Here is a 26625-nt window from a genome sequence, read left to right on the forward strand (position 1 = left end):
TCGGGGGGGCGCGGCAAGGGGAGGGGGGCGACCGGCGCGGGCCACGCCAGACGGCCCGCCGACTGCGCGAAAAGAGCCAATTTAGCGAGGGGGCCCGCAGGCCCCCGGACAGTCCGTGGGCACCCGCTCGGCGCGTCCCTGCGGCGAAGGGTCCGGATGCAGCGTCCGGGCCCGACGCTCATACTTGACTATGTAACGTTAAGCGGTACATGAGCCTTTCCAACCCGCCGCGCTTCTCCGGTTTCGAGCCCGCCAGCCTTTGCCGTTATGGCGACCGCTTCAAGCTCACCCTGCGGAAATTCGTTGCCGACTATCCGGATTTGCCCACCGCTTCCGACGGGCCCAAGGTCCGTTCCGAGGACAAGCTCGATCAGTCCATTTCCCGCGCGCGCGCCCGCATCTTCGAGCTTGCCATCTGCAATCCGTGGGAGTTCTTCGTCACCCTCACCCTCGACCCCGCGCGCTACGACCGCCGCGATCTCCCCGCCTTTCGCCGCGACCTCTCCCAATGGATTCGCAATCAGCGCCGTCTGCATGGCTGCGACTTCCGCTACCTGCTCATCCCCGAGATGCACCGCGACGGCGCGTGGCACATGCACGGACTTGTCGCCGGTTTGCGGGAATCGGCATTTGAGTTCAACGCCAACGGCTACCTCGATTATCCGCCCTATCGCGACCGCTTCGGCTTCATCTCGCTTTCCCGCGTCCGCGTCCCCGAGGCCGTCGCGCGCTACATCACCAAGTACGTTTCCAAGGACCTTGCCGCTCGCCGCGCCGACGTCGGCGCGCATCTCTTCTACGCCTCGCGCGGCCTTTTGGGCTCCGAGCTCATTGATCGGGGCGATTTTCACCCGCCCGCCGGGCTCAAGCCCACCTTTGAAAACGATTATGTCTGGGTGCTCTGGCTCGACAGCCCGATCGAGCTTGAACACATCCCGCGCACCGGTCGCTACGAGTGCGACGTGTGAAAAAAGTCCCTACACAATTCGTGTGATGGGGTTGAGTCTACAAAATCAGGACTGTATAATGGGGGTATCGCCATGCGCACCGACTGGCTTTTCAAGGCCGAGCTTTTGCATGTACTCGCGGCGCTTACGCCGCCAAATCGCCTCGCCTGCGAGATTTCGCTCGCGACCGGGCTTCGCATCTCCGACGTGCTCGCGCTCACGCGCGATCAGGCCGTAGACGGACGCTTTTCCATCCGCGAGCAGAAGACAGGCAAGGTCCGCCGCGTCTATCTGCCCGTCGAGCTCCAGCGCCGCGCGCTGCGCGCGGCGGGGGACATCTACGTTTTTCCGCACCGCTACTCGGGCAAGCGCCACAGGACCCGGCAGGCGGTTTACAAGGACCTCAAACGCGCCGCCCGCCTCTTCCGCGTCCGCTGCAACCTCGCGCCTCACTCGCTGCGCAAGGGCTGGGCGGTCGAGCAGTACCATCGGGATGGCGATCTCAAACGTGTGCAGCACCTTTTGAACCACAACAGCGAGGCCGTTACCATGCTCTATGCCATGGCCGACGAGATCACCCGCAGGCGGACAGGAAAGAGGGAGGACAATGGGACGCAAGATCATGGTTGACCTGGAGGACCTCATGATGCTTGAATACTACGCCGAGCTTGACATGCGCGCCGAGCTCGTGGAGCTCGCGCACCGGCTGGCCGATGTGGAGTTTCGCGATGGCATCAGCTCCGCCGCGCGGCGCAACTTCCAGCTCTTCAAGGAGGGCCAGATCAGCCGCGAGGTCTACGAGGACAACAAGGCCGCGCTGGATGCTCTGCGCCGCAACGGCACGCCGCTTATCGGCCATGAGGCCGCGTCAGCGGCCTTGCAGGGCGGCGATTAGCCGCCTCTACCGGCGCGCGCCCGCAGGCGCGCAACCCTTTGGAAAGGAGGTCGCGCTACATAGTCCACGCGAGCGCCGCAAAGGCGGAGCCCGCAGCGCGGGCGGAGCCTTTGGGTGCCCCGGACTGCGCTAAATTTTTATTTAGCGAAATAACTTCCATCAAAAGAATACCACATCCCCATCGGAAAGTCAAGGTCTCCTCCGCGCATCTTCCTCCAACAGCGGCAAAATGGACCCCACATCGTAAAGCGGGCCGTCGGTCAGCTCCAGCGGCTCAACACCACGGCTATGTAAAAATTCCTTGATCCGTTCTCCGTCCGGATGCGCGCCGAGCGAGCCGGTGAACGCCAGCAGCTTCCTCCCGAGCAGACCGGAACAGCCTCCGATAAAGCCGGTGTCATAACCCGGCAGCAGAATCCGCCCGGTTTGGATCTTCAGCACGTTCAGGCCGTGCCGCTTTGCCGCTTGCACAATTGACGGGTCCTGGGTGATGATCGAGCGTTCGTCCACGGCGCAGACGGAGCATTTGGCATAGCCCTGGTTCACCGGAACCAACGTGATCCCCGCTTCCCCGCAGTAATTTGTGATTATTTTATCAATCTTATCTTTACCGCCGATGCAGACCTTCCCGACAACCGCGCAGTTGAGCGGCACGTCCCCCGGATAGTCCGGAGTGAGCGGCCCTGCGGCTTCAACGGAAAAGCCCCGTTTCCGCAGGGCCTCCAAAAGGCCTTCCCTGCCCCGCCCTGCCGCCACGGCAATACGCGCCCCGCCGAGGTGGCAGAGCTGTAAATCCGCGTGGCAGGCGACCGGCGCGGGAAGGCCGGGATATTCCGGTACCCTCAGGCAGGCGATCCCGCGCGCTTCGAGCGCGGCGATCAGCATTCCATACCGCTCCCCCACCGCGCAGAGACGCACCGGTTCCTCCGGAAGATTGCTATTCTGGACAAACCGCATGGTTCCACCGTCCCACAGGTCTTATTCGGTGCGCAGGGCGTCCACCGGGCGCAGACGCGCGGCGACTGTCGCTGGGTAGACGCCGAACACCATGCCGATGCCGACCGTAAGCGCGACGCTCACAGCGATGAGCGCCGGGTTCACCGACATGGCCACCCCGATGAGGGCGCAGCCGGCCCAGACGAGCGCAAGGCCCGCCGCCACTCCCATGATACTCCCGATCAGCGAAATCGTAAAGGCCTCGATCAGGAATTCGAGCAAGATGGTCCGGCGGGTCGCGCCGATCGATTTTTTAATGCCGATCTCGCGGGTGCGCTCGTTGACCGACACGATCATCACCGTCATGATGCCCAGGCCCGCCACCACGAGCGACACCGCCGCAATCGCCGAGAGCACGATGGTCACCACGCCGAGGAGGTTGTCAAGGGTATCCTTCTGCTTGGAGATGTTCTCCGCCTTAAAGCCGCGCTCGATGTTGTGGAACCGGTTGACCGACGCGCTGAGCTGCTCGGCCGCCGCATCGATGTCCGCCGAGTCCCGCAGGGTGACGGCGATCTGTCCGAAGGAGTCCTCCCCCGTGTACCGCTGGACGGTCGTATAGGGCAGGTACGCGAAGGAGGGGATCACGTCCCCCACCATGTTTTGCAGGATGTTGCCGCCCGACGAGGCGATCCCGACGATCTCAAGGCGCACATAGCTGCCGCCGATCATCGCGTCAAGGGATTTCCCGACGACGTTGTCCCGCTTGTAGAAGAGCTCGGCCACGTTGCTGTCGATCACGCAGACGTCCGCCGCCCCGGCGATGTCCGCTGCGTCCAGCATCCGCCCGTATTTCGGCGTGAGGGAAATCACCTGGTTTTTCCCGTCGCCCACCCCCCACAGCACCGCGTTGGCCACCAGCCCGCGCATCCGGATACTGCTGTAGCTCACGACGATCGGCGTGGCGCTCTCCACCTGCGGGCTTTTGCGGAGCAGCGCGAGGTCCTCCTCCCCCATTTTGAGGCTGGTAAACTTTTTGTCGGCGCTCACCGTGACGCTGCCGAGCCCCAGCGAATTGAGCTCGTCGGTGATCGCGCCCTTGCCGATCTCCCCGATCGAGCCGATCAACACGACCGAAGCCACGCCGATTGCGATGCTTGCGATCGTCAGGAAGCTGCGGAACCGCTTGCGCCCGAGATTGCGGATGCTACACACGAAGCTGTCAAAGAACATCCTGACGCTCCCCCCTCTGCAGGTTTACAAGGGCGCCTTCCTTCCCCGCCGCTGACGCGTCGGCAAGCAGCACGTCCGCGGGGCCGAGCCCTTCGGTCACCTCGACTCCCTCGAGCAGCTCGACCCCCGTCTGGATATCCCGCCGCACGGCGCGGGAGCCCTCCGCCAGGTAGACGTATTCCACGTTGTTTTCGTCCTGCCGCACCGCCTCATACGGCACCGTCAGCATCGTGCGCCGGGTGTCCGTGACGATCTCCGCGCGCGCGGTAAAGCCAGCCTTGAGGTCGTTATCCGGATCGTCGATCGCGATCTCCACGTCGACCACCGTCTCCTGCGCGGTACCGCCCGTCAGCTTGCGGGCCACCGGGGCGATCTTCCGCACGTGCCCCGTATATTCCCGCCCGGGAAAGCCGGTGCCCGTAATGACGGCCGGGTCCCCGACCTTCACGTCCGAAATGTACGACTCCCCCACCGTGACCATCGCAGCGAAGCTGCCGGTGTCGGAGATGGTGACGACCGGCTTCGCGGTCCGGGAGAGCACCCCGCTCTTGATGCCCACCTCGGTCACGACGCCGTCCATCGGCGCGGTGATCGTCTCGGGGACGTAGAGGTAGGGGTTCTGCTTGACCGGGACGCCTCCCGCCGCCTCATAGACCTCCTGGAGGCTGCCGAGGTCCAGCCCCGTGCCGAAGGCGGAGGATTGCAGCGCCGAATAAAGACCCGCCAGATCCGCCGTCTCCTGCGAAATCGCACCCGCCGCCATACCCGAGACGAGGCTCGAGGCGGGGATGCTCTGTTCCAGCACGCTCTTGGTGGTGTCCGCGTCGATGACGGCAAGCACCTGGTCCTGCCGCACATAGTCGCCCACCGAAACGTTCACCGCCTGCGCGATGACCGGCGTGTCGAGGTAGACCTCCCGCACGTTCTGCGCTTCGATGGTGCCGGTGGCGTTGATGCGCTTCTCATAGAGCGTCTCCCGCGGTGTGATGCACGCCACCGTCGGCACGGCGCGCAGGACAACAAGCGGCGCGGCCGCGGCCGCGCCGAACGAGCCGGCGGCCAGCAGCAGCGCGGCGATACGTTTAAAAATCAATGGCGAAACCCCCATCACGGACGAACATCCGATCCAACTTCATCAAAAATTACGAAGTTAGTGTTCGTCCGCGACGGGGGTTTTATTCTCCGCGCCCGGAGGATTTGCCGTGCTTAATCGGCGCGGAAATGGTGATACTAATGGCTGCCGCACCGCTGCGGAAACGGCGCGGCGCGCAAATGAAGAATCTGTGTTTGGAGTGTGAGTTTCATGGCAAGTCCCAAGGAACGAAAGGTGCGGCTCATCCCCTGCGACAAGGACTGTTACTACCAGCAGCAGGGCTACTGCTCGCTCGACGACATCAGCTACATCACCAGCTGCGACGGAAACGGATGCGGCTACTTTACCCGCACCGACCCCTATGCCGAACTAACGGATGACCGCGATGGCCTGTGAAAGATTCTGCACCCCGATCAGGTTGAGCCCGGGCATCCCGCGCAGGTCGATCTGCTTCACGCAGTGCTTGGGCACCACGCAGGTGGTGAACCCGAGCCGGTAGCTCTCGCTGACCCGCTGCTGGATGCTCCCCACCGCGCGCACCTCCCCCGCGAGTCCCACCTCGCCGAAGGCTGCCAGATCGTCTGGCACGCTCTTGTCGAGCAGGTTGGAGATGAGCGCCATCGCAACCGGGAGGTCCGCGGCGGGCTCGTCCAGCCTGAGTCCGCCGACCACATTGATGTACGCGTCGAGATTTCCGAAGAAATACCCGCAGCGTTTTTCCAGCACCGCGATGAGCAGCGCGGCGCGGTTGTAATCGAACCCCGCCGCCTGCCGCCGCGGATTGCCGAATCCCGTCTTGGAGACGAGCGCCTGCACCTCCGCGAGGATGGGGCGCGTCCCCTCCATCACGCAGGCCACGCAGGTCCCGGACACCCCCTTCGGGCGGCCGGAAAGCATCATCTGGGAGGGGTTCGGGACCTCCCGCAGGCCGTCCTGCGCCATCTCGAAGACGCCGATCTCGTTGGTCGAGCCGTAGCGGTTTTTGACCGCGCGCAGGATACGGAAATTCTGCTGGCGCTCCCCCTCGAAGTAGAGGACCGCGTCCACCATGTGCTCGAGCACCTTCGGCCCTGCGATCGCGCCGTCCTTGTTGACGTGCCCGACGATGAAGACGGGCACCTCCATGCTCTTGGCAATGCCGATGAGCACCTGGGTGCACTCGCGGATCTGCGTCACGCTGCCCGCCGACGAGGTGAGCGCGGCAAGGTTCATCGTCTGGATCGAGTCGATCATCACCATGTCGGGCGACAGCCGCCGCACCGTCTCGAGCACGCTTTCGATGTCGGTCGTGGCGCAGATATAGAGGTTGTCGCTCGCAACGCCCAGCCGGTTGGCGCGCAGCTTGAGCTGGCGCGCGCTCTCCTCCCCCGATACATAGAGGATTTTGAGTCCCTCGCAGAGGTACTCGCAGATTTGCAGCAGCAGCGTCGACTTGCCGATGCCCGGGTCGCCCGAGAGCAGCGTCACCGAGCCCGCGACGATCCCGCCGCCGAGCACCCGGTCGAGCTCCCCGACGCCGGTGACGTACCGCTGGCTGTCGTCCGACGAAATCTCCGAGAGCTTTTTCACCGTGCTCTCCCGCACCGCGGGCGCGCTCCCACCGGCCGAACGGGACTTCGCTGACGAGACCTGCTGGCGCACCTCCTCGGTCATCGAGTTCCACTCGCCGCAGTCGGGGCAGCGCCCGTACCACTTGGCCGACTCGTAGCCGCAGCTCTGGCAGACGTAGACGCTCTTATTTTTGGTTACAGCCATCCTTCACATTCCTTTTTATTCGAGTTCCCGGTAGACCGCCGCCTCCGCCGGGGTTTGCAGCCCCAGATATTCCGCCGTCGAGGAGAAGATCGCAAAGGCGATCTTTTTCTGATAGTCCGCGTCGATCAGCTTGTAGGCGTCGTCCGGATTGGAGAGGAACCCGCACTCGATCAGCAGCGCGGGCATCGGGGCATTATAGATGAGATAGACGCTGTCCTCGCAGGGCTTATACTGTCGGGTGTTCTCCGGCTGAAGCATCTCCACCATCCGCCGCTGGGTGATCTTCGCGAGCGCCTCGCTCTGCGGATTTTTCGGCCCGTAGAAGACCTGCGCGCCGAAATACTGAGACTGCGGGAACTTGTTCTGGTGGATGCTCAGCAGGATGCAGTTGTCGTAGCTTTTCGCAAGCTCGAGGCGGTTGTGGATGTCCGAATTCTTCCGCTTGCGGATGGTCGTGAGCGACGGGTCCTCGAGCGTCTCGTCGCTGTCCCGTGTGAGCACCGCGTCGAACCCGTTCACGGTGAAGAGGTCGTAGAGCTTGCGGGCAATCGAAAGGTTCAGATCCTTCTCGACGATCCCGTCCACGCCCGTCGCGCCCCCGTCGAAGCCGCCGTGCCCCGCGTCGATCACGATGGTGGGCAGCTCCTGTTCCTCCCCGGCAAAGACGGGCGTGACCGCCATGATCTCCGACACCGAATGTACCATTAGGGAAACCGCCGCCAGCCCGAAGAGCAGGACCGCCGCGGCAGTCGATTTTTTCCATTTCATGCGCATCCCCCCGCTCCAATCTATGCGGAGGGGACGGGGCATTATGCCGGTCAGCGGCGTTCGAGCGCTTCGATGAGGTCGGCGAGCGCGCCGTCCTCACAGCGCCCGAAGATGCCCCGGCAGAGGTAGCGCACCGCGTCGGGCGCCTCGGCCGTGGTGGCGGCAAAACCTGCCGCCGCGAGCATCCCGGCGTCGTTGTAGTAGTCCCCCATCGCGACCGTGCGCGCGGGAGGGATCCCAAGCTGGTCCATCAGCTCTATCAAGGCCGTCCCCTTTTCAGCTTCGGCGGGCAGCATTTCGACAAACGGACGGCCCGTCCGGAAGAACCGCACGTCCTTCCAGCCCTGCGCATTGCCGAATTCCTCGACCCGCGCGGTCCATTCGCAAGGCATCGCCATGACCGCCTTGAGGAAGGGGCCGCGCGCCTTTGTAAGCGCCTCTTCGAGGATCGGCATGTTTTCCCGGCCGAGATATTCGCGGACATAACCGGTCCCGGAGAGCGCGACGATCTCCCGCTCCCGCATCAGCGCGAAGCCCGCACCGGGAAATTCCCGCATCAGCGCGGACAGGTAACCGGCATAACTGTCGGGCAGTTCATGCGCGCGGAGTACCTTTTCGGCGGCGAAATCATAGATCGCGCAGCCGTTGTAGAGGATGCAGGGCGCGTTCACCGGAAGCTGCTCCACATAGGGGCGCGCCGAGGCAATCGAGCGCCCGGTGGCGACGGAAAACCTCCCGCCGGCGGCGGTAAACCGCCGCAGCGCCTCGATGTTGCGCGGCGGGATGGGCGCGGGAAAGTTCATCAGCGTCCCGTCGATGTCGCTGACGAGCAGCAGATCGGAAAGCTTTGTCAAGGATGGTCCCCCCTCAGGCTGTCGAGAAACGCGGTGTAATAAGCGGGAAGCCCGCTTGTGAACTCGAGATATTCCCCTGTGCGCGGATGGATAAAACCGATCGCGCGGGCGTGCAGGCACTGCCCGCTGAGCCGCGCGATCACCTTTTTCGGCCCGTAGACGGGGTCCCCCGCAACGGGATGGCCGATGTGCGCCATGTGCACGCGGATCTGATGGGTGCGCCCCGTCTCGAGCCGCAGCTCCAGATCGGTAAACCCGGTAAACCGCTCCCGCACCCGGTAGTGGGTCACGGCGGGGCGGGAGTTCCGCTCGGTCACGCACATCTTCTTGCGGTCGGAGGGATTCCGCCCGATCGGCGCGTCGACCGTTCCCTCCCCGGTGGAAAAGCCGCCGTAGACGACGGCGTTGTAGATGCGTGTAAAGCTGTGCGCCTTGATCTGCTCCGCGAGCAGATTGTGGGCGAAATCGTTCTTGGCGACGATCAGAAGTCCGCTCGTATCCTTGTCGATCCGGTGGACGATCCCCGGACGGATGACGCCGTTAATCGACGAGAGCCGCCCGGCGCAGTGGAAGAGCAGCGCGTTGACGAGCGTGCCGTCCCAGTTGCCCGGCGCGGGATGCACGACCATCCCCTTGGGCTTGTCGACGACCAGCAGGTCGTCATCCTCGTAGACGATGTCGATGGGGATGTCCTGCGGGACGACGTCGAGCGGCTTTGCGTCCGGCACCTCGACGGCGAGCTCCTCGCCGCCCCGCAGCCGGTAGTTTTTCGCGACCGCCTTCCCGTCCGCGAAGACGGCGCCGTCGTCACACAGCCTCTGCACGACCGAGCGGGAGAGATCCTCCGCCGCCCCGGCAATCCAGCGGTCGACCCGCTCCCCCGCGTCCGCCTCGTCGGCGGCGAAATAGCGCTTATTCAACGCTCCCGCCCTCCGGGGCTTCCGGAGCGGGCGGGACCTTTCTGTCCCTGCCCTCGAGGAAGAGCAGCCAGACCGCCAGCAGGATCGTCCCGACGACCACGCAGCAGTCGGCAAAGTTGAAGACCGGGAAGTGGAAGAGCGGCGACACGTCGAGATAGTCGACGACAAACGCCCGGAAGATCCGGTCGATCAGGTTGCCGAGCCCGCCCGCGACAATGAGCCCCACGCTCCACATGGCGAGCTTGTGGCGGATTTTTCCGCTGATGAGCAGCCATACGGCCACCGCGATGACCGCGAGGGTGACGATGGAGAGGAGCCCCACCCGCCCCTGGAAGATGCCGAACGCGGCTCCGCGGTTCTCCACATAGGTCAGTTGGAGAAGGCCGGGGATGAGCGTCACCGACGGCGCGCCGGGCAGGGCGGCCAGCACCCACAGCTTGATGAGCTGGTCGGCGAGCACGAGCAGCGCGGACACGATCAAAACAATTGCTGTCATAAAATGTCCTCCAACAGAAATTTGCGGCGCTTAAAGGAATTTAAGCGCCGCAAACTGATTTCTAACCGTGTTTAACCAACGATCCCGGCGCAGCGCGCGCAGAGCTCGGGATGCTTCGCGTCGGAACCGACCGTGCCGCTGTAAGCCCAGCAGCGCGGGCAGTGCGCCCCGTCCGCATGGGCGACGGTGACGGAAAGCCCTTCGACCGCGCCCTTGAACGAGCCTTCCCCGCCCCGTTCGAGCGAAACGGCGGAGACGATGAAGACAGGCGCGAGTTCGTCCATGACCGAGGCGAGGAAATCATAGAGCTCCCCGTCGCAGTGGAGGGACACTTTCGCCTCGAGCGACTTGCCGATCGTCTTGGCGGCGCGGGCCGCCTCGAGCGCGCCGAGCACGTCGTCGCGCACCAGGTGGATGCGGTCCCACTTCTCCATGAACGCCTCGTCGACCATGCCGTCGACCGCCCTGGGCATCTCGTTGAACATGACCGAGCCGGCGTCATAGCCGGAGTCGGCGGGCAGATAGCTCCAGATCTCCTCCGCGGTGAAGGGGATGATCGGCGCGATGAGCAGCGTGAGCCCGCGCAGGATCGTGTAGATCGTCGTCTGCGCGGCGCGGCGGTCGGCCGATTCGGCCGCCTCGACATAGAGGCGGTCCTTGATCACGTCGAGGTAGAAGTTCGACATATCGATCGTGCAGAAGTTGTGGAGCGCGTGGTAGATGATGTGGAATTCAAACCGGTCGTAGGCCCCGGCGCACTGCTTCACGAGGTCGTTGAAGCGGGAGAGCGCCCACAGGTCGAGCCCGGACAGCTTCTCCTTCGCAACGAGGTCCCGGTTGGGATCAAAGTCGGAGATGTTGCCGAGGATGAACCGCGCGGTGTTGCGGATTTTGCGGTAGACCTCGGAAAGCTGCTTTAAGATGTCCTTGGAAATGCGGATGTCCGCGTGGTAATCGGCGGAGGCGACCCACAGGCGCAGGATATCCGCGCCGTACTGGTCGGTGATCTCGCTGGGCTCCATGCCGTTGCCGAGCGACTTGGACATCTTGCGGCCCTCGCCGTCGACCACCCAGCCGTGGGTGCAGACGGTCTTGTAGGGCGCGACGCCCTGCCACGCGACCGAGGTCAGCAGCGACGACTGGAACCAGCCGCGGTACTGGTCGGTGCCCTCGAGGTAGAGGTCGACCGGCCATTCCAGGCTGGGATTGTCGTGGATGACCGAGGCATAGGACGTGCCGGAATCGAACCAGACGTCCATGATGTCGGTCTCCTTGGTGAACTCCTCGCTGCCGCAGTATTTGCACTTGGTGCCCTTGGGCAGGATGTCCTTCGCGTCGGTGGTGTACCAGGCGTCCGAACCCCCGTGCGTGCGAAAAAGCTCCGCGACGGCGGCGATGCTCGCCTCGTCGACATGGTATTTGCCGCATTTTTTGCAGTAGAAGATCGGGATCGGAACACCCCAGGTGCGCTGGCGCGAGATGCACCAGTCGCTGCGGTCGCGGACCATGTTGATCATGCGGCCGCGGCCCCACTCGGGGATGAAGTTGACCTTTTCGATCTCCTCCACCGTCTGCTCCTTGATGTCGTCGACCGAGCAGAACCACTGCTCGGTGGCGCGGTAGATGATCGGCTCCTTGCAGCGCCAGCAGTGCGGGTACTGGTGGATGATCTTCTCCATCGCGAAGAGGTTGCCGGTGGATTCCAGCTTTTGGGCGATCGCCTTGTTGGCGGCGTCGGTCGAAAGGCCCGCGAACTCGCCCGCGAGCTCGGTCAGCTTGCCGAACTTATCGACCGGCACGACGACTTCGATCTCGGGATAGTGCTGCGCGCAGACGTCGAAGTCCTCGACGCCGTGGCCGGGCGCCGTGTGGACGCAGCCTGTGCCGCTCTCGAGCGTGACGTGGTCGCCAAGGATGACCGGCGACTGCCGGTCGAGGAAGGGATGCTGGTAGGTGATATACTCGAGTTCCTCGCCCAGGCAGACGCCGAGAATCTCGTAATCCTCGATCTTGGCCGCCTTCATCGACGACTCGACCAGCTCCTTGGCCATGACGTAATATTCCCCGCCCGCCTTCACGACGCAGTACTCAAACGCCGGGCCGACGCAGATGGCCATGTTGCCGGGCAGCGTCCAGGTGGTCGTGGTCCAGATGACGATATAGGTCTTGGAGAGATCCTCCGCGCCGAGGCGCGCGAGCACGCCCTTCTTGTCGTCGACGACATTGAATTTCACATAGATCGAACGGCAGGGGTCCTCCTCGTATTCGATCTCCGCCTCGGCGAGCGCCGTTTCGCATTGAGGGCACCAGTAGACCGGCTTGAGGCCCTTATAGATATAGCCCTTGTTGGCCATCGCGCCGAAGATCTCGATCTGGCGCGCCTCGTATTCGGGCTTCAGCGTCAGGTAGGGGTTGTCGTAGTCCGCGAGGGTGCCCAGGCGCTTGAATTCCTGCTTCTGGTTCTCGACGAAACGCAACGCGAAATCGCGGCACACCTTCCGAAGTTCGACCGGGGTGATGTCGCTCGAAACGCCCAGCTCCTTAATCGCCTTGAGCTCGATGGGCAGGCCGTGGGTGTCCCAGCCGGGGGTGTAGGGGGCCTTGTATCCGGACAGGTTTTTCTGGCGAATGATGATGTCCTTGAGCACCTTGTTGAGCGCGGTCCCGAGGTGGATGTTCGCGTTCGCATACGGCGGGCCGTCGTGGAACATATAGAGCGGCTTGCCCTCGTTCTTTTCGATCATCTTGTCGTAAAGGCGCTCACGATCCCATTTTTCGACCATGCCGGGCTCCTTCTGCGGCAGCCCGGCCCTCATCGAGAAGTCGGTCTTGGGAAGGTTTAATGTTTTGCTGTAATCCTGTTCGGACATTGGGCTGTTCTCTCCTTGTTTTGTCTATTTCATCTTGACGGAAATTATTTCCTGCGCTTGTCGTCGTCGCGCTTGATGTCGAATTCCTTGCCGAATTTGAGCGGGCCGAACCGCGATTCCCGCTTGGGCGCGGGCGCCGGGTCGGATTCGTAGGCGTCCTCGCTGTATTCAAGGCGCTCCTCCGAATAGCTCAACGGGGCGTCCACCGGCAGCGGGATCGAATACTCGTCCACCGGCTCGACAGGGGGCGGCAGCTCGTCGACAGGCTCCTCAAAGGCGGGCTGCTCCGGCTGGGGCTGGGGTTCCGGCTGCGGGGCGCTCTTCTTCATCGCCGCTTCCACGATGTTCTCGTCCACGGGGATGGAACTGATGAGCTCCAGATGCTGCTTATAGACGAGCTGCAGCTTGCTCTTGAAGGTCGCGACCTCCCGCTGCAGCCGGACGAAGCCCTGCTGCTGCCGCTCGATCTCCTTCTTGGCGTTCTCCACGAGCTGCACGGCCTGCGCCTCGGCGTCCTCAAGGAGCGACTGCGCCTTGGCCTTGGCCTCCCGCACCACGCTGTCGCCCAGCTTCTGGGCGCCGAGCAGCGCCGCGCGCAGGCTCTCCTCGTCCTCCTTGTACTCCTCGAGCTTGTCCGCGAGGACCATCATCTTCTTTTCCAGGTCCCGCTTTTCCTCTATCAGTTCACCGATGTCGCTGGCAATCTGCCGCAAATAGCTGTCGACTTCCTCCGCGCGGTAGCCCCGCCCCTTGGAAAACTGCTTGTTCGCGATCTCGTTTGGATTGAGCACAGTGGAACATCCCCCTTATATCATTCATCGGAATCGTACCGGATCATACATATTTTTTGCAGAGCAGGTGCAGCCGCCCCTTTTTCGTCTCCGAAAGCACCTGCGCGACCAGATATTTCCCATAGCCGCGGACGCTCAGCACGTCCCCCTCGCAGAGCATGCGGGAGACCTCCTGTTCGGGCGCGCCGTTGAGGGACACCGCCCCCGAGCGCACCGCCTGCGCGGCCTTTTCGCGGGAGAGGTGGAGCAGCGCCGCGGCCACGCAGTCGAGCCGCAGGGCGCTCACATTGATGGGGACGTCGGCATAGCGGTACAGCGCTGGCAGCGCATCGGGAAGCCCCTCCCGAACCCTGACGCCGCAGCGTCCGACCTTGGCAAGCTCATTCAGGACGACGGGCGCGACCGCATCGGTCACGAAGCAGACGGCGAGCCCCTCCCCCATGAGGATGTCCCCCACCGCCTCCCGGCGGATCTCCAGCCCCGTGAGGGAGCCCAAAATATCCCGGTGGCCGATGGGGTCCTCCGCCCGGAAGGTGAGCGTGAGCGGGACGATCGGGAACGCCGCCTCGTCCGGCTCCTCGTAGGGGGCGAAAACGCCGAGCATCACCCGTTCCCCGCCGGGATGCCCGCCGAAAAACGAGTGATTCGGATACGCGCAGGACGCGGCCGCCCGCCGCGCCAGCGCGAGCTGGTGCATGTCCAGGAAGCCGGTGAAGCGCGTCACGTATTTTTGCTGCGCTATGGTAAACAGGTCAAGGATGTGGGCGGTGAACGCCTGGTCCTGCCTGTCCGCCGCGAAAGCCATCAGAAGAAGACGCCGTTGCTCTCGAGCTCGTCGAGCAGGTCGCCCATGATGTCGACATTGTAGGGAGTGATGATGTAGGTGCTGTTGGCGACGCGCTTGATCTGGCCGTTGTTGGCGTAGGCCACGCCCGAGAGGAAATCGATCAGCCTGCGGGAGACGTCCTTATTGGTCGACTCGAGGTTGAGCACGACGGTGCGCTTGTCGTTGAGGTGGTCCGCCACGGCGGAGGCGTCGTCAAACCGCTCGGGCTTTACGAGCACCACCTGAAGCTGGGTGGTCGCGTGGATGTTGACAACCTTGTTGCCGCGCTTCTCTCCGTGCACCGCGGGCTCCTCGCGGACGGGATCGGGGCGGGGATTGTCGTTGGAGATGAAATCCACGTCCTCGTCCTCGTAGTACTCGTCCTCCGGAATCCCGATGAAGTTCTTGAACTTATCCATAAGTCCCATAAAAACATCCCTCTCAGTTTCTCATTGATGGCCGGCATAGGCCCTGCGCCCAAACAGCGCGGTTCCAATCCGAACAAGGCTGGAGCCGTGCTTGATTGCCAACAGGTAGTCGTCCGACATCCCCATAGACAAAAAATCCATACTGATATTATCTATTTTTTTCTGCCCGATGTCAACAAATAGTTTATACAAACTGGAAAAATAACGTTCTCTTTCGAGATCGTTTTCGCAGACCGGCGGGATCGACATCAGTCCCCGCACACAAATCCCGCCAACCGAGGAAACCTCTTCCAGAAATTCCGGAAGCGCTTCGGGCGACACGCCGGATTTTGTCAGTTCGCTTCCAATATTTACTTCCACGAGGCAGTCCATCTTTTTCCCGAGCTTTGCGCACTGTTTTTCGATCTCCCGCGCGAGCGGGAGGCTGTCCAGCGACTGGATCATCGTCACCTTATCCGCGATCTGCCGCACCTTGTTGGTCTGCAAATGCCCGATGAAGTGGATCTCCACCCCGTCCTTCCGGTAGTCGTCATATTTGGAGAGCAGCTCCTGCGCGCGGTTTTCCCCGAGCAGCCGCACCCCCGCGCCGATCGCCTCGTTGACCCGCGCGGCCTCGACCGTCTTGGTCACCGCCATCAGCCGCACGTCCGCCGGGTCCCTGCCGCATTTCGCGCAGGTCTCGGCTATACGCTCGGTAATATCCCTCACCGTCGCGGCGACGGCCCCTTCGTCAGGCCGGTTTTCCGTCATAAAGCTGCGCCCCCTCGATGACCACATCGTCATATTGCTGGAGGCAGTCGGGCTCGGCCTCGGGATTGGCTTCCCGGCAGACCACGAACCCCGCCCCCTCGTAGAGCACGTCCACCGGGCGGAAGGCGAGCTTTTCGCCCCGGATGATGTAAACGCCCTTCTGGATGCCCTCGAACCGGATGGCCGAGCTGCTCACCCGCAGCCCGGAGATGGATTTGAATTTGACGTCTGCCTGCGCGGTGCGCAGGTTGACGAGCGCCTCGTTGATATAGTCGCTGCGGAAGACGACGACCGCGCCGCCCTTCTCCTGGTCCTTGTTGACGTTCCACACCACCGCCTCCACCGGGCTTGTCCCGCTGAGGTGGAAATCGAGGGTGACAAGCGCGCCCTCCCGGTATTTGGAGACATCCTCCTCCGGGACGGCGGCGGCAAAGTACCAGTTGTGGCCGAGCATCAGCTTGCCCACCCTTGTGGAATTGGTCTTGACCGGCGTGTTCATCAGCCGGGCCAGATCGTCCGGGAGCAGCTCGTCGAGGTTTTCAAGGTCCGCCTTGCCCTCGAGGCCGTCGATCGTCCGGATGAAATACCCGGGGCGCGGGGCCGTGATCGTCTCGGGCTCCTCCTTGATCTGGGAGGAGTAGTACCGCTCCTCCGATTCGAGCCGCTCGATCTCGCCGGCAAAGCTGCTCTGCTTTCCGGTCGCGACCTGCTTGGTGTTGAGCAACAGGAGCAGGTTGTCCGCCCCGCCGGAAATCTGGGAAAAGCTGTTGCCGTCCACCTGGCGGATGATGCCGCCCAGTTCGCTGAAAATCTGCCGGTTGAGCACGTCGGTGTGCGCGTAGGAGGTGGTGCCGGGGTCCTGCGCCTTTTCGAGCTGTTCCCGCTGGTGGGAGAGTTCCCGCACCATCCGCACATTTTCCGCGTCCTTCTCGCTCCGGTAGACCTCGGCGATCGCGGTGCCGTTGGAGACTTTGGTGCCGTCGCTCGTCAGGTAGGTCGCCACGCCCTTGCCGATCCAGTCGTCAAGCAGCTGTTCCTCGCGCAGGGCGATGCCCGTGATCCCGGCGGTTTCCGCGACCGTGTAGGTATACACCGTCTCGGTTTTGTACTGGGAGGTGAAATACCGCCACGCCTGATAGCCGACGTAGCTGAGCAGGAAAAGCGCGAGCAGCCCCATCACGAGCCTTTGGGTCAACGTATTTTTCATATCCGGTGTTCCGCCTGATTTCTATTCGTTCTCTTTGTCGCCCTCGACCGACTCCAGGATGCTGATCGTCTTGGAGGGAATGATCGTGGAAATCGCGTGCTTGTAGACCAGGTTCTGACGCCCCTCGCAGTCGAGGATGACAGTGAAGGAGTCGAAGCCGCGCACGACCCCCTTGAACTGGAAGCCGTTGGTCAGATAGATCGTCACGGTGATCTTCTCGCGGCGGGCCTGGTTGAGGAAAACATCCTGTAGATTCAGCTGTTTCATGGTACCTCCCCTGTTGCAGAGCAACAAAATCAGTGTTGTGTCCGTTTTCTCTTTCTGTATCGTGTCTTTGCTTTCAGAATATTATATCACAAAAGAATGCTGTTGTGAACCAGTTCGACCGCCTTTTGTGCCAGCTCCGCGGGGGAGGAAAACTCGTCCGCGCAGAGCCACCGGATGCGTCCGTCCCGCCGAAACCAGGTGAGCTGCCGCTTGGCATAGTTGCGGGTGGCCTGCTTGAGCCGCGCCACACACTCCTCAAGCGGCGCCCGCCCCTCCAGATAGGGCTGCAGCTCCTTGTAGCCGATCGCCTGGCGGGCCGTCCCGCCGTAGCGGCGGCTGACCTCCCGCGCCTCGTCGAGCAGGCCGCGTTCCATCATGAGGTCTACGCGCCGGTCGATCCGCTCGTAGAGCTTTTCGCGGTCGCGAAAGCAGATGCCGAGCATGCAGGGCTCATAGCGCGCGGGCGTGAGCCGGGAACGGCGCTGGTGCTCGCTCATCGGGATCCCCGTCACCCGGTAGACCTCCAGCGCGCGCAGCACCCGTCCGAGGTTATTGGGGTGCAGCCTTTCCGCGAGCGCGGGGTCCACCCCGCGCAGCTCTTCGAGCATCGCTTCGCCGCCGCGTTCCCGCGCCTGCGTTTTCAGTTCCTCCCGCACCTCCGGCGAGGCGGGAATCTCCCCATAGTCGAGGTTGTCGACGACCGCGCCGATGTAGAGCCCCGTCCCCCCGGCGAGGATCGGCAGCCTCCCCCGCGCGGCGATCCCGTCGATCGCCGCGTGCGCGAGCCGCGCGTAATCCGCCACCGAGAAGGCCGCGCCGTCCGGCTCGATGAAGTCGATTAAATGGTGCGGAACCCCCTTCATTTCGGCTTCGTCCGGTTTGGCGGTCGCGATGTCCATCCCGCGGTAGACCTGCATTGAATCGGCGGAGACGACTTCCCCGCCGAACCGGAGCGCCAGCTCGACGGCCAGGGCCGTCTTGCCCGACGCGGTCGGGCCCGCCACCACGACGAGCGGGAGTTTTCCATCCTGTCTTTCCATATCAGCCCAGCCTGCCAAATTTCTTTTCGATCTCGTGCCGCCGCATACGGACGGACACCGGCCGCCCGTGCGGGCAGTGGTCCGCGTCGCCGTCCTGCCGGAGCATTTCGATGAGCTCCGCGAGGCTCGGCACGGGTGTCCTGTCGTGCGCCTTGATCGCCGCGCGGCAGGCGACCGTGTGGTAGAAGTCCTCGAGCTGGCGCGGCAGCAGCTTCCCGCCCCCGCGCAGCAGCTTGTCCGCGCATTCGGAGACGATCCCCGCGATGTCCGCGTCCGCGAGGATCGGCGCGACCTCCCGCACCAGCACGAACCCGTCCCCGAAGTCCTCGACGGGGATGCCCGCGCCCGCCAGCAGCGAAGCGTTTTCCAGCACCGCCGCGTGCTCCTCCGGGGAGAGCTTCACCGAGACGGGGGTAAGCAGCATCTGCCGGTCCTCCCCGACTCCGCCCGCCACGATCCGGTTGAAAAGCAGGCGTTCGTGCGCGGCGTGCTTGTCCACGAGCACCAGCTCGTCCCCGCGCTCGAGCAGCACATAGGTGCCGAACAGTTCCCCGATCACCCGCGCGTTCTCATAGGGATCGGGCGGCGCGGCGGGTCCTTCCTCCGGGATGCCCAAAGAGGCGGCTTCCGCCGTCTCCGGCGCCGGCTCCTTGTCAAAAAAGAGGGTCACCGGCTCGGCGTGAAAGGTGAGCGCCGGCGGCGCCGTTCCCACGGCGGGCGGCGGGCTCTCCAGCGACAGCGGCGCGTCATAGTCGGAGGGCGGCGGCACGTCCGCGCCCGCGCGCACCGGCGCGGCGGGCGCGGGGCGGTAGGTGTATTCGAGCACGGAGGGGGCCCGCTCCGCCTTGAGCCGCTTTTCAAGCAGCTCCTTATATTCGCCGACGCTCAGCCGCTGCTGTGCCGGCGCGGCCTGATCCGGATTCGCCTTAAAGGGATTATACTTTACATCCTCCGCCCTGATCTCGGGCGCGAGCCTGTTCGCGCCGAGCGCCGTCTTGCAGCCGTAATAGACAAGGTCAAAGATGCTCTTTTCGTTTGCGAAGCGCACCTCGATCTTCGCGGGGTGCACGTTCACGTCGACCGTTTGGGGCGGGACCGTGAGGTTCAGCACGCAGGAGGGGTATCGCCCCACCATCAGCGTGTTGCGGTAGCTCTCCTCGAGCGCGGCCATGCAGGTTTTCGAGCGCACGAAGCGGGTGTTGATGAAGAAATTCTGAAGCCCGCGCGAGCCGCGCGCGAAGGAGGGCCTGCTGATTACCCCGTCGAGCGTGAGGCCGTTCGCCTCATAGCGGACGGGAACCGCGTTTTCGGAAAACTCCCGGCCGAGCACGCACCGCACCGCCGAGAGCACCTGCCCGTCCCCCGGCGTCTGCAGGCGCACGACGCCGTCGCGCAGGAACTTGACGGCCACTCCGGGATTGCCGAGCGCCGCCTTTTCGACGGCGGCGGCGACGCTGTTGCCCTCCGAGACGTCCTTTTTTAGGAACTTCATCCGCGCGGGGGTGTTGAAGAAGACGTCCCGGACGGTGATCGTCGTGCCGGTCGGGCAGCCCGCGTCGGAGAGCTCCCCCGGTTCGCCGCCGGAGATCGTATAGCGCGTCCCGGCGATCTCCTCCGCCGTGCGGGTGAGCAGCTCGACCCGGCACATCGCCGCGATCGAGGCGAGCGCCTCGCCGCGGAACCCCATCGTCATGATGCGGGTGAGGTCCTCCTCGTTTTTCACCTTGCTCGTCGCGTGGCGCAAAAAGGCGTTCTCCACGTCCTCCCGCGCGATGCCCGTGCCGTTGTCGGTCACGCGGATATACCGGATGCCGCCCCCCTGGATCTCGACGGTGACCTTGGTCGCCCCCGCGTCGACGGCGTTTTCCACCAGCTCCTTGACGATTGACGCGGGGCGCTCCACCACCTCGCCCGCCGCGATCAGCTCGGCGACCTGTTTGTCCAGCACGTTGATCTTTGCCACTCCGCGTCCCCCCTTTCGTCCTAATCCTTGAGCAGAGATTTCAGTTCATAGAGCTTGTTGAGCGCCTCGATCGGCGTGAGCGTGTTGACGTCCACCTGCCGAAGCGCCGCCTCGACCTCCGAGGGGATCACCGCCTCAAAGGAGATCTGCGGCCCTTCCGCGGCCGCGGCGTGCTTCTTCTTCGCGGGCGAGACCTCCTTGCCCTCCTCAAGCTGGCCGAGCACCTGCCGGGCGCGCCGGATGATCCAGTCGGGCACGCCGGCGAGCTTGCTGACCTCGATGCCGTAGCTGTCGTCCGCGCCGCCCGGCACGATCCGGCGCAGGAAGGTGAGCTCGTCCCCCCGCTTTTTGCAGGCGATGTTGTAGTTCTTGACGCCGGTCAGCTCCGATTCGAGCTCGGTCAGCTCGTGATAGTGGGTGGCGAAGAGGGTCTTGGCCCCCACGTGGCGCTTGTCCGCAATATATTCTATCACGGCGCGCGCAATGCTCATGCCGTCAAATGTCGAAGTTCCCCGCCCGATCTCATCCAAAATAAGCAGGCTCTTGGGGGTGGCCTCCTTCATGATCTGCGCGACCTCGGTCATTTCGACCATGAAGGTCGACTGCCCGGACGAGAGGTCGTCCGACGCGCCCACCCGCGTAAAGATGCCGTCCACCACGCCGATCGACGCCGACGCGGCGGGTACGAAGGAACCCATCTGCGCCATCAGCACGATGAGCGCCGTCTGACGCATGTAGGTTGATTTACCGGCCATATTGGGGCCGGTGATGATCGCGATCTGCTTGTCGGTGTTGTTGAGCGCCGTGTCGTTGGCGACGAAAGGCGCGCCGTTCATCAGCTGCTCGACGACCGGGTGCCGCCCCTCACGGATACAGATTTCATCGGAGAAGTTCACATCGGGGCGGCAGTAGCCGTTCGCCTGCGCGACCGCGGCCAGCGCGCAGTAGACGTCGAGCCGCGCCACCGCGGAGGCGGTGGCCTGCACCCGGTGCAGCTCCGCCGATACGGCCTCGCGCACCTCGTCGAAGAGCTTCGCCTCCAGATAGGTGATCCGCTCCCCGGCGGTGAGGATTTTTTCCTCGAGCTCCTTGAGCTCCTGGGTGATGTAACGCTCGCCGTTCGCAAGCGTCTGCTTACGGATATAGTCGTCGGGCACCATCGACAGGTTGGATCTCGTAACCTCTATGTAGTAGCCGAACACCCGGTTGTAGCCGATTTTGAGGTTCCGGATGCCGGTGCGCTCCTTCTCCCGCGACTCGATCTCCACAAGCACCTGCTTGGTGTTGTGCACGAGGGAGCGCAGGCCGTCCAGCTCCCCGTCGAAGCCCTCCTTGATGACGCCGCCGTCCTTGAGCGCGATGGGCGGCTCGTCGACGATCGCGCGGGAGAGGAGCCCGCAGACGTCCTCGAGCGGATCGATCCGGTCGTGGACCTCCTTCAGATAGGCGCTCGCGCAGCCGGCAAGCCGTTCCCGCAGGCCGGGCAGCGCCCGGCAGGTGAACTCGAGGGATTTGAACTCGCGCGGCGTGGCGTTGCCGTAGATGACGCGGGTCATCAGCCGCTCGAGGTCGAAGATGCCCGAAAGGGCGTCCGCGATGTCGCAGCGCAGAATCGTGTCGTCCACGAGCTCCTCCACCGCGTTGAGGCGCTTATTGATGGCGGCGGGGTTCACGAGGGGCTTGTCGAGGTAGCTGCGCAGCAGCCGCTTGCCCATCGCGGTTTTGGTCTTGTCCAGCACCCAGAGCAGCGTCCCGCGCTTTTCGCCCGTGCGCATCGTCTGGGTCAGCTCGAGGTTGCGCCGCGCGGTCAGGTCCAGCACCATGTACTGCTCGGGGTTCACATAGCCGACGTCGGTGATCCGTTCGAGCCCCTTCTGCTGCGTCTCGTAGAGGTAGGAGAGCAGCGCGCCGAGCGCGCGGACCGCGCTCTCCTTCCCCTCGAGCCCCAGTTCCTTCGGTTCCCTGGAAAAGTGCCGTTCAATGAGCGCTTCGGCCTCCCGCGGCTCGAACCGCTCGGAGTCGCACAGGTCGGCGACGCAGTGGAGCTTCTCCTTGATAAAGGAGGTGACCTCCTTCTTGTCGAGTAGCCCGTCGTTAAAGATGATTTCGCTCGGGCTGTACCGCCCGAGCTCGTTGATCAGCTCGCCCTGCGCCCCCGCCTCAAACTGGGAGACAAAGAGCTGGCCGGTCGAAATATCGGCGCAGGCCAGCCCCCAGCCGCCCGCGTCGCAGAGGATGCAGGCGATGAAATTATTCGTGTCCTCCGAGAGCATGTTGCTCTCGATGAGGGTCCCCGGCGTGACGACGCGGATGACGCTGCGCTTGACGACGCCCTTGGCGTCGGCGGGGTTTTCCATCTGCTCGCAGATGGCCACCTTGTAGCCCTTCCTGATGAGCCGCGAGATGTACGCGTCACACGCGTGGTAGGGCACGCCGCACATCGGGGCGCGCTCCTCCTGCCCGCAGTCCCGCCCCGTCAGGGTGAGCTCGAGCTCCTTCGACGCGAGGATCGCGTCGTCGTAAAACATCTCGTAGAAGTCGCCGAGCCGGAAGAAGAGGATGTGGTCCTTGTGCTGTTCCTTTACGGCGAAATACTGCTGCATCATCGGGGAGAGCTTCTGCATATCAACGTTCATCCACGCCGACCTCCGGTGGTTATTTTGTCAGTGGTTCAGTGGCAGCCGGAGCAGGAGGAGCAGCTGCCCGAGCATCCGCCGCTCTTCTGTTCGATCTGGTCGGGGTCCTCGCCGTCGAGGCTCCCGCGCAGGATCTGCATGACGAAATCGACCAGCCCGTCGACCTCGTTTTTGGCGTCGTTGTAGGCGCTCATGTTCTTGTTCGCCATGATCTGCGCATAGAGCTCCTTGACCTCGCCGTTGATCGCCGTGATCTTCTCCTGGTCCTTCTCGCTCTTGTTGATCTCCCCATTGAGATCGATCCGCTTGAGGTTGAATTTGCCGATGAGCGACTGGAGCTCCTCGTCCGAATCGTTCATCTGCTGCGCCACCATGAGGCGGAGATACCGCTCGTCCTGCTGAATCGCCTTTCCGAGCTGGCGTGCCGTTGCAATAACATCCATTGTTTTTTCCTCTGCTTTCTATTTGAAATTTTATTTATGCGTGTTCCTTGCAGGAGAGGGTCTCCACCTCCAGCTGAAAAACACAGACCGCGTTGAGCATCGCGTCGGGGAAATCCCAACCGCCCTTTCCCGTGCTGTGGAGCATGACCGCCTGCAAAGCGGCCCGCTTTTCCTCCGGGGCCTCGATGACCGAGACGCGCCCCGTCCCGACGACGCTCCGGTAGCGGGCGGAGTTCCTGCACGCGACCTCCGCCTCGATGAGCTCGTAGCCGGTATCCAGTTCGAACCCGGCCCGGGGGGACCTCAGGATGCAGTCCATCTTCCGGCCCTCTTTGGCCCCGTGAAAATAGAAGGTCCGTTTTCCCTCTTTTTCATCATAACCAAAATCGAGCGGGACGATGTAAACCTCCCCGTTGTCATAAAAACCCAGCCTGCAGCAGTGGCAGGCGCGGATGATCGCGTCGATCCGCTCCGGATCGGTCACTTCCCTGTCTTTCCTTCTCATGGTTCCTCCCCGCCTCCTGTCACGCCAGGCTTCCGAAGAGCGCCCAGTTCAGCGCGCGCTCGATCTTGACGTTCACAAACCGGCCGATCGCCTCGCGCGGGCCGGTAAATTCGACGATGTCGTTGCTTTCCGTGCGCCCGGAGAGCCAGCCCCCGCCGGAGCGGCCCTCCCCCTCGGCGAGTACCCGCACCGTGCGGCCGACCATCCCCGCCTGGATTTCCCCGCGGATTTCGCTCTCCGCGTCGAGCAGCTCGCGGAACCACCGGGATTTTTCCTCCGCGGGGACCGGGTCGTCCATCAAGGCGGCCTTCGTCCCCGTGCGGGGAGAAAAGAGGAAGGTGTAGAGGGTGTTGTAGCGCACCCGCCTCACCAGCGCGAGGGTCTCCTCAAAGTCCTCCCGCGTCTCGCCGGGAAAGCCGACGATGATGTCGCTCGAAAAGGTGACGCCGGGGATCGCCTCGCGCGCGTAGTCGATGAGTTCGAGGTAGCGCTCCGCCGTATAGCGGCGGTTCATCGCCGCGAGCACCCGGTCGCTGCCGCTCTGCACCGGCAGGTGGATGTGGCGGCAGACCTTTTCGCTCGACGCGATCGTATCGATCAGCTTTTTCGTACAGTCCTTCGGGTGGCTCGTCATGAACCGCAGCCAGAAATCCCCCTCCACGGCGTCGACACGGCCGAGCAGGTCGGAAAAGTCGACCGGCTCGGAAAGCCCCTTGCCGTAGGAGTTGACGTTCTGGCCGAGCAGGGTGATCTCCCGGTAGCCGGAGGCGGAAATCTCCCGGGCCTCCCGCAGCACGTCCTCCGGGTTTCTGCTGCGCTCCCGGCCGCGCACATAGGGCACGATGCAATAGGTGCAGAAATTGTCGCACCCGTACATGATCGGCAGGTTCGCCTTGATGGCGCCGTCCCTGCGCAGCGGCAGCCCCTCGATGATCTCCCCGTCCCCCGGCGCCACCGAAAACTGCCGCCGCTCCCCCGAAAGCCGCCGGAAGAGCAGCTCGGGCAGCGTGTGCAGCGCGTGGGTGCCGAACACGAGGTCGACGTAGGGGTAGCTCGCACGAATCCGGTCCGCGACCGCCTGCTGCTGCATCATGCAGCCGCAGAGCCCGATCAGCATGCCCGGGCGGGCGCGCTTGACCTTTTTGAGGGCGCCCACGTTGCCGAACACCCGGTCCTCGGCGTTTTCCCGGACCGCGCAGGTGTTGTAGATGACCAGATCCGCGTAACTTGGGGAATCGGTGAAGCCGTAGCCCATCTCCGCGAGCATCCCCGAGAGCTTTTCGCCGTCCGACTGGTTCTGCTGGCAGCCGAACGAATGGACGAACGCCGCCGGGGGATGGTCGTAGCGCCGCGCCAGAAGCTCCTGCACCTGCCGGGCGAACTCCCGCTGCCGCGCGATCTGTGCGGACGATGCCGCCGCCTGTTCCGTTGCCAAAACGCGTCCTCCCCGAAATCAATTTGCATACCGTATTATCATATCATTTTCGACGGTTTTTTTCAAGGGAAGGAAACAGGAAAGGAGGGATTCCGCGGAATCCCTCCTTTCTCCTGACGTACACGTTACAGCGACTCGCCGAACGCCTTGCCGAGTTCCCTCGCCCTGGCGAGGTCCTCCTCCGAAGGCACGAAGCAGACCTTGTATCCCTCGCCGAAGAGGCTCATCTTGAGCCCCGCGAGGCGGGCGGACAGGTTGGGCACCGCCTCGCCGCTCCAGCCGTAGGAGCCGAAGACGAGCACCGGCTTTTTCTTGTTGTTGACCGCGTCGACGTGGGCCAGCAGCATCCAGGCGGGCGGCACCGCGTCGCCGTTGATCGTCGGGCTGCCGAGCGCGAACGCGTCGGACGAATTGAGCAGCGCGGCCAGCCTGCCCATGTCGTGTTCGATGATGTCGAAGCAGTCGACCGCCGCGTCCGGCTTCGCCTCCAGGATGCCCCCGCGGATCGCGGAGGCGATCTTGCGGGTGTTGCCGTAGGCGGAGGTGTAGAAGACGGGCACCGTCAGGCGCTCGTCCTTCTGCGGCTGGCTCCACGCGGCGTACCGTTCCTTCGCGTACTCGAGGCGGCAGCCCTTTGTGAGGACCGGTCCGTGGCTGTTACAGCAGAGCTCCACCGGCAGGTCCTTGATCTTTTCAAGCCCCGCGAGCACATAGGGCTTGAAGGGCCCGAAAATCGCGTCGTAGTAGTTTTTGAAGGCCGCCTCGTACTTGGAGGGATAGGCCATATTGTAATCGAAGGTGTAGGGCTCGCAGTAGTGCGCGCCGAGGAAGTCGCAGGAGAAGAGCGCCTTCTCCTCCTCCACCCAGGTGAACATCGAATCGGGCCAGTGGAGGAAGGGCGCGTTGATGAAGCGCAGCGTCGCCCCGCCGATGTCGATCACGTCGCCGTCCTTGGCGGCCTGCACCGAAAGGTCGCCGCGGTTGGTGATGTTCTTCAGGTAGATGCTCCCCGCTTTGGACGCGATAATCGTCGCGTTGGGGATGTATTCGAGCAGCTGCGCGAGGCTGCCCGAGTGGTCGGGCTCGTTGTGGTTGAGCACCACGTAGTCGATCCTTTCGGGGTCGATCACCTCGCGGATGTTGGCCAGATACTGCTTGAAATAGGTCTTGTGGCACGCCTCGACCAGGACGTTCTTCCTGTCCCCCTTGATCAGGTAGGAGTTGTAGGACGTGCCGTAGTCGGTCGTCATGACAATGTCGAACACCCGCATGTTGGGGTTCAGGATTCCGACGGAGTAGATGCGGTCGGTAATTTTCACTGCTGCCATTTTGGTTTCCTCCTGTATACAAACGAGGTGACCATTTGACAGGTCAAATGGTCACGCGTCGTTCCTTATTCCGCTTCAAACTGCTCTTTGCCGACGCCGCAGAGCGGGCAGACAAAATCGGCGGGCACGTCCTCCCACTTGGTCCCGGGCGCGATGCCCTCCTCGGGATAGCCCTTCTCCTCATCATAGACGAACCCGCAGATGCTGCATACATACTTTTTCATGTCACAAAACTCCTT

27 protein-coding genes are annotated in these 26625 nt (G+C 63.5%); 4 read left to right on the forward strand and 23 right to left on the reverse strand.

All coding sequences use genetic code 11. The features are described 5' to 3' along the window. Positions 1-209: 209 nt before the first annotated feature. From RCI06_RS00005 to RCI06_RS00015, 3 genes are all read left to right on the forward strand, one after another. Entirely contained in the window at positions 210-968 is a 759-nt protein-coding gene (locus RCI06_RS00005) for a hypothetical protein (RefSeq protein ID WP_306573499.1), read from the forward strand. A 72-nt stretch (positions 969-1040) separates the two neighbouring features. Then, positions 1041-1577, forward strand: a complete 537-nt coding sequence (locus RCI06_RS00010; protein ID WP_306573501.1) for a tyrosine-type recombinase/integrase — start codon at positions 1041-1043, stop codon at positions 1575-1577. Beyond that, positions 1570-1842 (forward strand): hypothetical protein, encoded by a 273-nt coding sequence (locus tag RCI06_RS00015; protein ID WP_306573503.1) that lies wholly within the window; start codon positions 1570-1572, stop codon positions 1840-1842. The genes RCI06_RS00010 and RCI06_RS00015 overlap by 8 nt, the downstream gene beginning before the upstream one ends. Positions 1843-2031: 189 nt before the next feature. Here RCI06_RS00015 and RCI06_RS00020 read toward each other — a convergent pair whose 3' ends face one another. The 3 genes from RCI06_RS00020 to RCI06_RS00030 are packed head-to-tail and all read right to left on the reverse strand — an operon-like array spanning position 2032 to position 5104. After that, positions 2032-2799 (reverse strand): DUF6873 family GME fold protein, encoded by a 768-nt coding sequence (locus RCI06_RS00020; RefSeq protein ID WP_306573505.1) that lies wholly within the window; start codon positions 2797-2799, stop codon positions 2032-2034. A gap of 21 nt (positions 2800-2820) precedes the next feature. Continuing rightward, the gene (locus RCI06_RS00025) at positions 2821-4011 is read right to left on the reverse strand and encodes an ABC transporter permease (RefSeq protein WP_306573506.1); all 1191 of its coding nucleotides are present in this window, start codon (positions 4009-4011) and stop codon (positions 2821-2823) included. Continuing rightward, a complete protein-coding gene (locus RCI06_RS00030) occupies positions 4001-5104 on the reverse strand; it encodes an efflux RND transporter periplasmic adaptor subunit (protein WP_306573507.1) in 1104 nt (367 codons plus the stop codon). Before RCI06_RS00030 ends, RCI06_RS00025 begins: the two co-directional genes overlap by 11 nt. Positions 5105-5314: 210 nt before the next feature. On the opposite strand from RCI06_RS00030, the gene RCI06_RS00035 reads away from it, so the two are divergent. After that, the gene (locus RCI06_RS00035) at positions 5315-5500 is read left to right on the forward strand and encodes a hypothetical protein (protein ID WP_101550639.1); all 186 of its coding nucleotides are present in this window, start codon (positions 5315-5317) and stop codon (positions 5498-5500) included. Here RCI06_RS00035 and radA read toward each other — a convergent pair. The 20 genes from radA to rd form a co-directional block, all read right to left on the reverse strand. Next, the gene (gene radA / locus RCI06_RS00040; protein ID WP_101550636.1) at positions 5474-6859 is read right to left on the reverse strand and encodes a DNA repair protein RadA; all 1386 of its coding nucleotides are present in this window, start codon (positions 6857-6859) and stop codon (positions 5474-5476) included. The two genes, RCI06_RS00035 and radA, sit on opposite strands and share 27 nt — an antisense overlap. Positions 6860-6874: 15 nt before the next feature. Beyond that, positions 6875-7627, reverse strand: coding sequence for an N-acetylmuramoyl-L-alanine amidase (locus RCI06_RS00045; RefSeq protein ID WP_306573511.1), 753 nt, complete (start codon positions 7625-7627; stop codon positions 6875-6877). Between the two features lie 50 nt (positions 7628-7677). After that, on the reverse strand, positions 7678-8481 hold the full coding sequence (locus RCI06_RS00050) for an HAD-IIB family hydrolase (protein WP_306573513.1): 804 nt from the start codon (positions 8479-8481) through the stop codon (positions 7678-7680). Then, a complete protein-coding gene (locus RCI06_RS00055; protein WP_101550630.1) occupies positions 8478-9401 on the reverse strand; it encodes an RluA family pseudouridine synthase in 924 nt (307 codons plus the stop codon). Before RCI06_RS00055 ends, RCI06_RS00050 begins: the two co-directional genes overlap by 4 nt. Further along, positions 9394-9897, reverse strand: a complete 504-nt coding sequence (gene lspA, locus RCI06_RS00060) for a signal peptidase II (RefSeq protein WP_306573516.1) — start codon at positions 9895-9897, stop codon at positions 9394-9396. The genes RCI06_RS00055 and lspA overlap by 8 nt, the downstream gene beginning before the upstream one ends. A gap of 71 nt (positions 9898-9968) precedes the next feature. Then, complete coding sequence (gene ileS, locus RCI06_RS00065) at positions 9969-12767, reverse strand: isoleucine--tRNA ligase (RefSeq protein ID WP_276871680.1); 2799 nt, start codon at positions 12765-12767, stop codon at positions 9969-9971. Between the two features lie 44 nt (positions 12768-12811). Beyond that, positions 12812-13558: a DivIVA domain-containing protein gene (locus RCI06_RS00070; RefSeq protein WP_121585605.1), complete on the reverse strand. Its 747-nt coding sequence runs from the start codon at positions 13556-13558 to the stop codon at positions 12812-12814. A 43-nt stretch (positions 13559-13601) separates the two neighbouring features. Then, complete coding sequence (locus tag RCI06_RS00075; protein ID WP_101550623.1) at positions 13602-14363, reverse strand: RNA-binding protein; 762 nt, start codon at positions 14361-14363, stop codon at positions 13602-13604. Further along, positions 14363-14812, reverse strand: coding sequence for a cell division protein SepF (locus RCI06_RS00080; protein ID WP_101550622.1), 450 nt, complete (start codon positions 14810-14812; stop codon positions 14363-14365). Before RCI06_RS00080 ends, RCI06_RS00075 begins: the two co-directional genes overlap by 1 nt. A gap of 21 nt (positions 14813-14833) precedes the next feature. Beyond that, entirely contained in the window at positions 14834-15562 is a 729-nt protein-coding gene (locus RCI06_RS00085) for a YggS family pyridoxal phosphate-dependent enzyme (RefSeq protein ID WP_121585603.1), read from the reverse strand. Further along, positions 15543-16769 (reverse strand): HlyD family efflux transporter periplasmic adaptor subunit, encoded by a 1227-nt coding sequence (locus RCI06_RS00090; RefSeq protein ID WP_101550620.1) that lies wholly within the window; start codon positions 16767-16769, stop codon positions 15543-15545. The genes RCI06_RS00085 and RCI06_RS00090 overlap by 20 nt, the downstream gene beginning before the upstream one ends. 21 nt (positions 16770-16790) lie before the next feature. Then, positions 16791-17036 (reverse strand): RNA chaperone Hfq, encoded by a 246-nt coding sequence (hfq, locus tag RCI06_RS00095; RefSeq protein WP_101550618.1) that lies wholly within the window; start codon positions 17034-17036, stop codon positions 16791-16793. An 86-nt stretch (positions 17037-17122) separates the two neighbouring features. Next, positions 17123-18076 (reverse strand): tRNA (adenosine(37)-N6)-dimethylallyltransferase MiaA, encoded by a 954-nt coding sequence (gene miaA, locus RCI06_RS00100; protein ID WP_306573519.1) that lies wholly within the window; start codon positions 18074-18076, stop codon positions 17123-17125. A gap of 1 nt (position 18077) precedes the next feature. After that, the gene (mutL, locus tag RCI06_RS00105) at positions 18078-20039 is read right to left on the reverse strand and encodes a DNA mismatch repair endonuclease MutL (protein WP_306573521.1); all 1962 of its coding nucleotides are present in this window, start codon (positions 20037-20039) and stop codon (positions 18078-18080) included. A 20-nt stretch (positions 20040-20059) separates the two neighbouring features. Beyond that, positions 20060-22663 carry a DNA mismatch repair protein MutS gene (gene mutS / locus RCI06_RS00110; protein ID WP_306573698.1) on the reverse strand — a complete coding sequence of 868 codons (2604 nt, stop codon included), beginning with the start codon at positions 22661-22663 and terminating at the stop codon, positions 20060-20062. A gap of 47 nt (positions 22664-22710) precedes the next feature. After that, on the reverse strand, positions 22711-23118 hold the full coding sequence (locus RCI06_RS00115; RefSeq protein ID WP_101550612.1) for a YlbF family regulator: 408 nt from the start codon (positions 23116-23118) through the stop codon (positions 22711-22713). A 34-nt stretch (positions 23119-23152) separates the two neighbouring features. Next, positions 23153-23623: a pyridoxamine 5'-phosphate oxidase family protein gene (locus tag RCI06_RS00120; protein WP_101550610.1), complete on the reverse strand. Its 471-nt coding sequence runs from the start codon at positions 23621-23623 to the stop codon at positions 23153-23155. A gap of 19 nt (positions 23624-23642) precedes the next feature. Then, positions 23643-25058, reverse strand: coding sequence for a tRNA (N6-isopentenyl adenosine(37)-C2)-methylthiotransferase MiaB (gene miaB, locus RCI06_RS00125; RefSeq protein ID WP_306573523.1), 1416 nt, complete (start codon positions 25056-25058; stop codon positions 23643-23645). Positions 25059-25183: 125 nt separating this feature from the next. Continuing rightward, positions 25184-26386: an FprA family A-type flavoprotein gene (locus tag RCI06_RS00130; RefSeq protein ID WP_306573525.1), complete on the reverse strand. Its 1203-nt coding sequence runs from the start codon at positions 26384-26386 to the stop codon at positions 25184-25186. A gap of 65 nt (positions 26387-26451) precedes the next feature. Continuing rightward, positions 26452-26610, reverse strand: coding sequence for a rubredoxin (gene rd / locus RCI06_RS00135; protein WP_101550606.1), 159 nt, complete (start codon positions 26608-26610; stop codon positions 26452-26454). Between the last annotated feature and the right edge of the window lie 15 nt (positions 26611-26625).

It is taken from the genome of Anaerotruncus massiliensis (ex Togo et al. 2026) (assembly GCF_030825285.1).
GTDB classification, from domain to species: domain Bacteria; phylum Bacillota; class Clostridia; order Oscillospirales; family Ruminococcaceae; genus Anaerotruncus; species Anaerotruncus massiliensis.

Bases quoted from the DNA above. Each gene is read 5' to 3' on its own strand.
- RCI06_RS00005 (WP_306573499.1), top strand. From the start codon at position 210: ATGAGCCTTTCCAACCCGCCGCGCTTCTCCGGTTTCGAGCCCGCCAGC.
- RCI06_RS00010 (WP_306573501.1), top strand. From the start codon at position 1,041: ATGCGCACCGACTGGCTTTTCAAGGCCGAGCTTTTGCATGTACTCGCG.
- RCI06_RS00015 (WP_306573503.1), top strand. From the start codon at position 1,570: ATGGTTGACCTGGAGGACCTCATGATGCTTGAATACTACGCCGAGCTT.
- RCI06_RS00020 (WP_306573505.1), bottom strand. From the start codon at position 2,799: ATGCGGTTTGTCCAGAATAGCAATCTTCCGGAGGAACCGGTGCGTCTC.
- RCI06_RS00025 (WP_306573506.1), bottom strand. From the start codon at position 4,011: ATGTTCTTTGACAGCTTCGTGTGTAGCATCCGCAATCTCGGGCGCAAG.
- RCI06_RS00035 (WP_101550639.1), top strand. From the start codon at position 5,315: ATGGCAAGTCCCAAGGAACGAAAGGTGCGGCTCATCCCCTGCGACAAG.
- radA (WP_101550636.1), bottom strand. From the start codon at position 6,859: ATGGCTGTAACCAAAAATAAGAGCGTCTACGTCTGCCAGAGCTGCGGC.
- RCI06_RS00045 (WP_306573511.1), bottom strand. From the start codon at position 7,627: ATGAAATGGAAAAAATCGACTGCCGCGGCGGTCCTGCTCTTCGGGCTG.
- lspA (WP_306573516.1), bottom strand. From the start codon at position 9,897: ATGACAGCAATTGTTTTGATCGTGTCCGCGCTGCTCGTGCTCGCCGAC.
- ileS (WP_276871680.1), bottom strand. From the start codon at position 12,767: ATGTCCGAACAGGATTACAGCAAAACATTAAACCTTCCCAAGACCGAC.
- RCI06_RS00075 (WP_101550623.1), bottom strand. From the start codon at position 14,363: ATGGCTTTCGCGGCGGACAGGCAGGACCAGGCGTTCACCGCCCACATC.
- RCI06_RS00080 (WP_101550622.1), bottom strand. From the start codon at position 14,812: ATGGGACTTATGGATAAGTTCAAGAACTTCATCGGGATTCCGGAGGAC.
- RCI06_RS00085 (WP_121585603.1), bottom strand. From the start codon at position 15,562: ATGACGGAAAACCGGCCTGACGAAGGGGCCGTCGCCGCGACGGTGAGG.
- RCI06_RS00090 (WP_101550620.1), bottom strand. From the start codon at position 16,769: ATGAAAAATACGTTGACCCAAAGGCTCGTGATGGGGCTGCTCGCGCTT.
- hfq (WP_101550618.1), bottom strand. From the start codon at position 17,036: ATGAAACAGCTGAATCTACAGGATGTTTTCCTCAACCAGGCCCGCCGC.
- miaA (WP_306573519.1), bottom strand. From the start codon at position 18,076: ATGGAAAGACAGGATGGAAAACTCCCGCTCGTCGTGGTGGCGGGCCCG.
- mutS (WP_306573698.1), bottom strand. From the start codon at position 22,663: ATGCAGAAGCTCTCCCCGATGATGCAGCAGTATTTCGCCGTAAAGGAA.
- RCI06_RS00115 (WP_101550612.1), bottom strand. From the start codon at position 23,118: ATGGATGTTATTGCAACGGCACGCCAGCTCGGAAAGGCGATTCAGCAG.
- RCI06_RS00120 (WP_101550610.1), bottom strand. From the start codon at position 23,623: ATGAGAAGGAAAGACAGGGAAGTGACCGATCCGGAGCGGATCGACGCG.
- RCI06_RS00130 (WP_306573525.1), bottom strand. From the start codon at position 26,386: ATGGCAGCAGTGAAAATTACCGACCGCATCTACTCCGTCGGAATCCTG.
- rd (WP_101550606.1), bottom strand. From the start codon at position 26,610: ATGAAAAAGTATGTATGCAGCATCTGCGGGTTCGTCTATGATGAGGAG.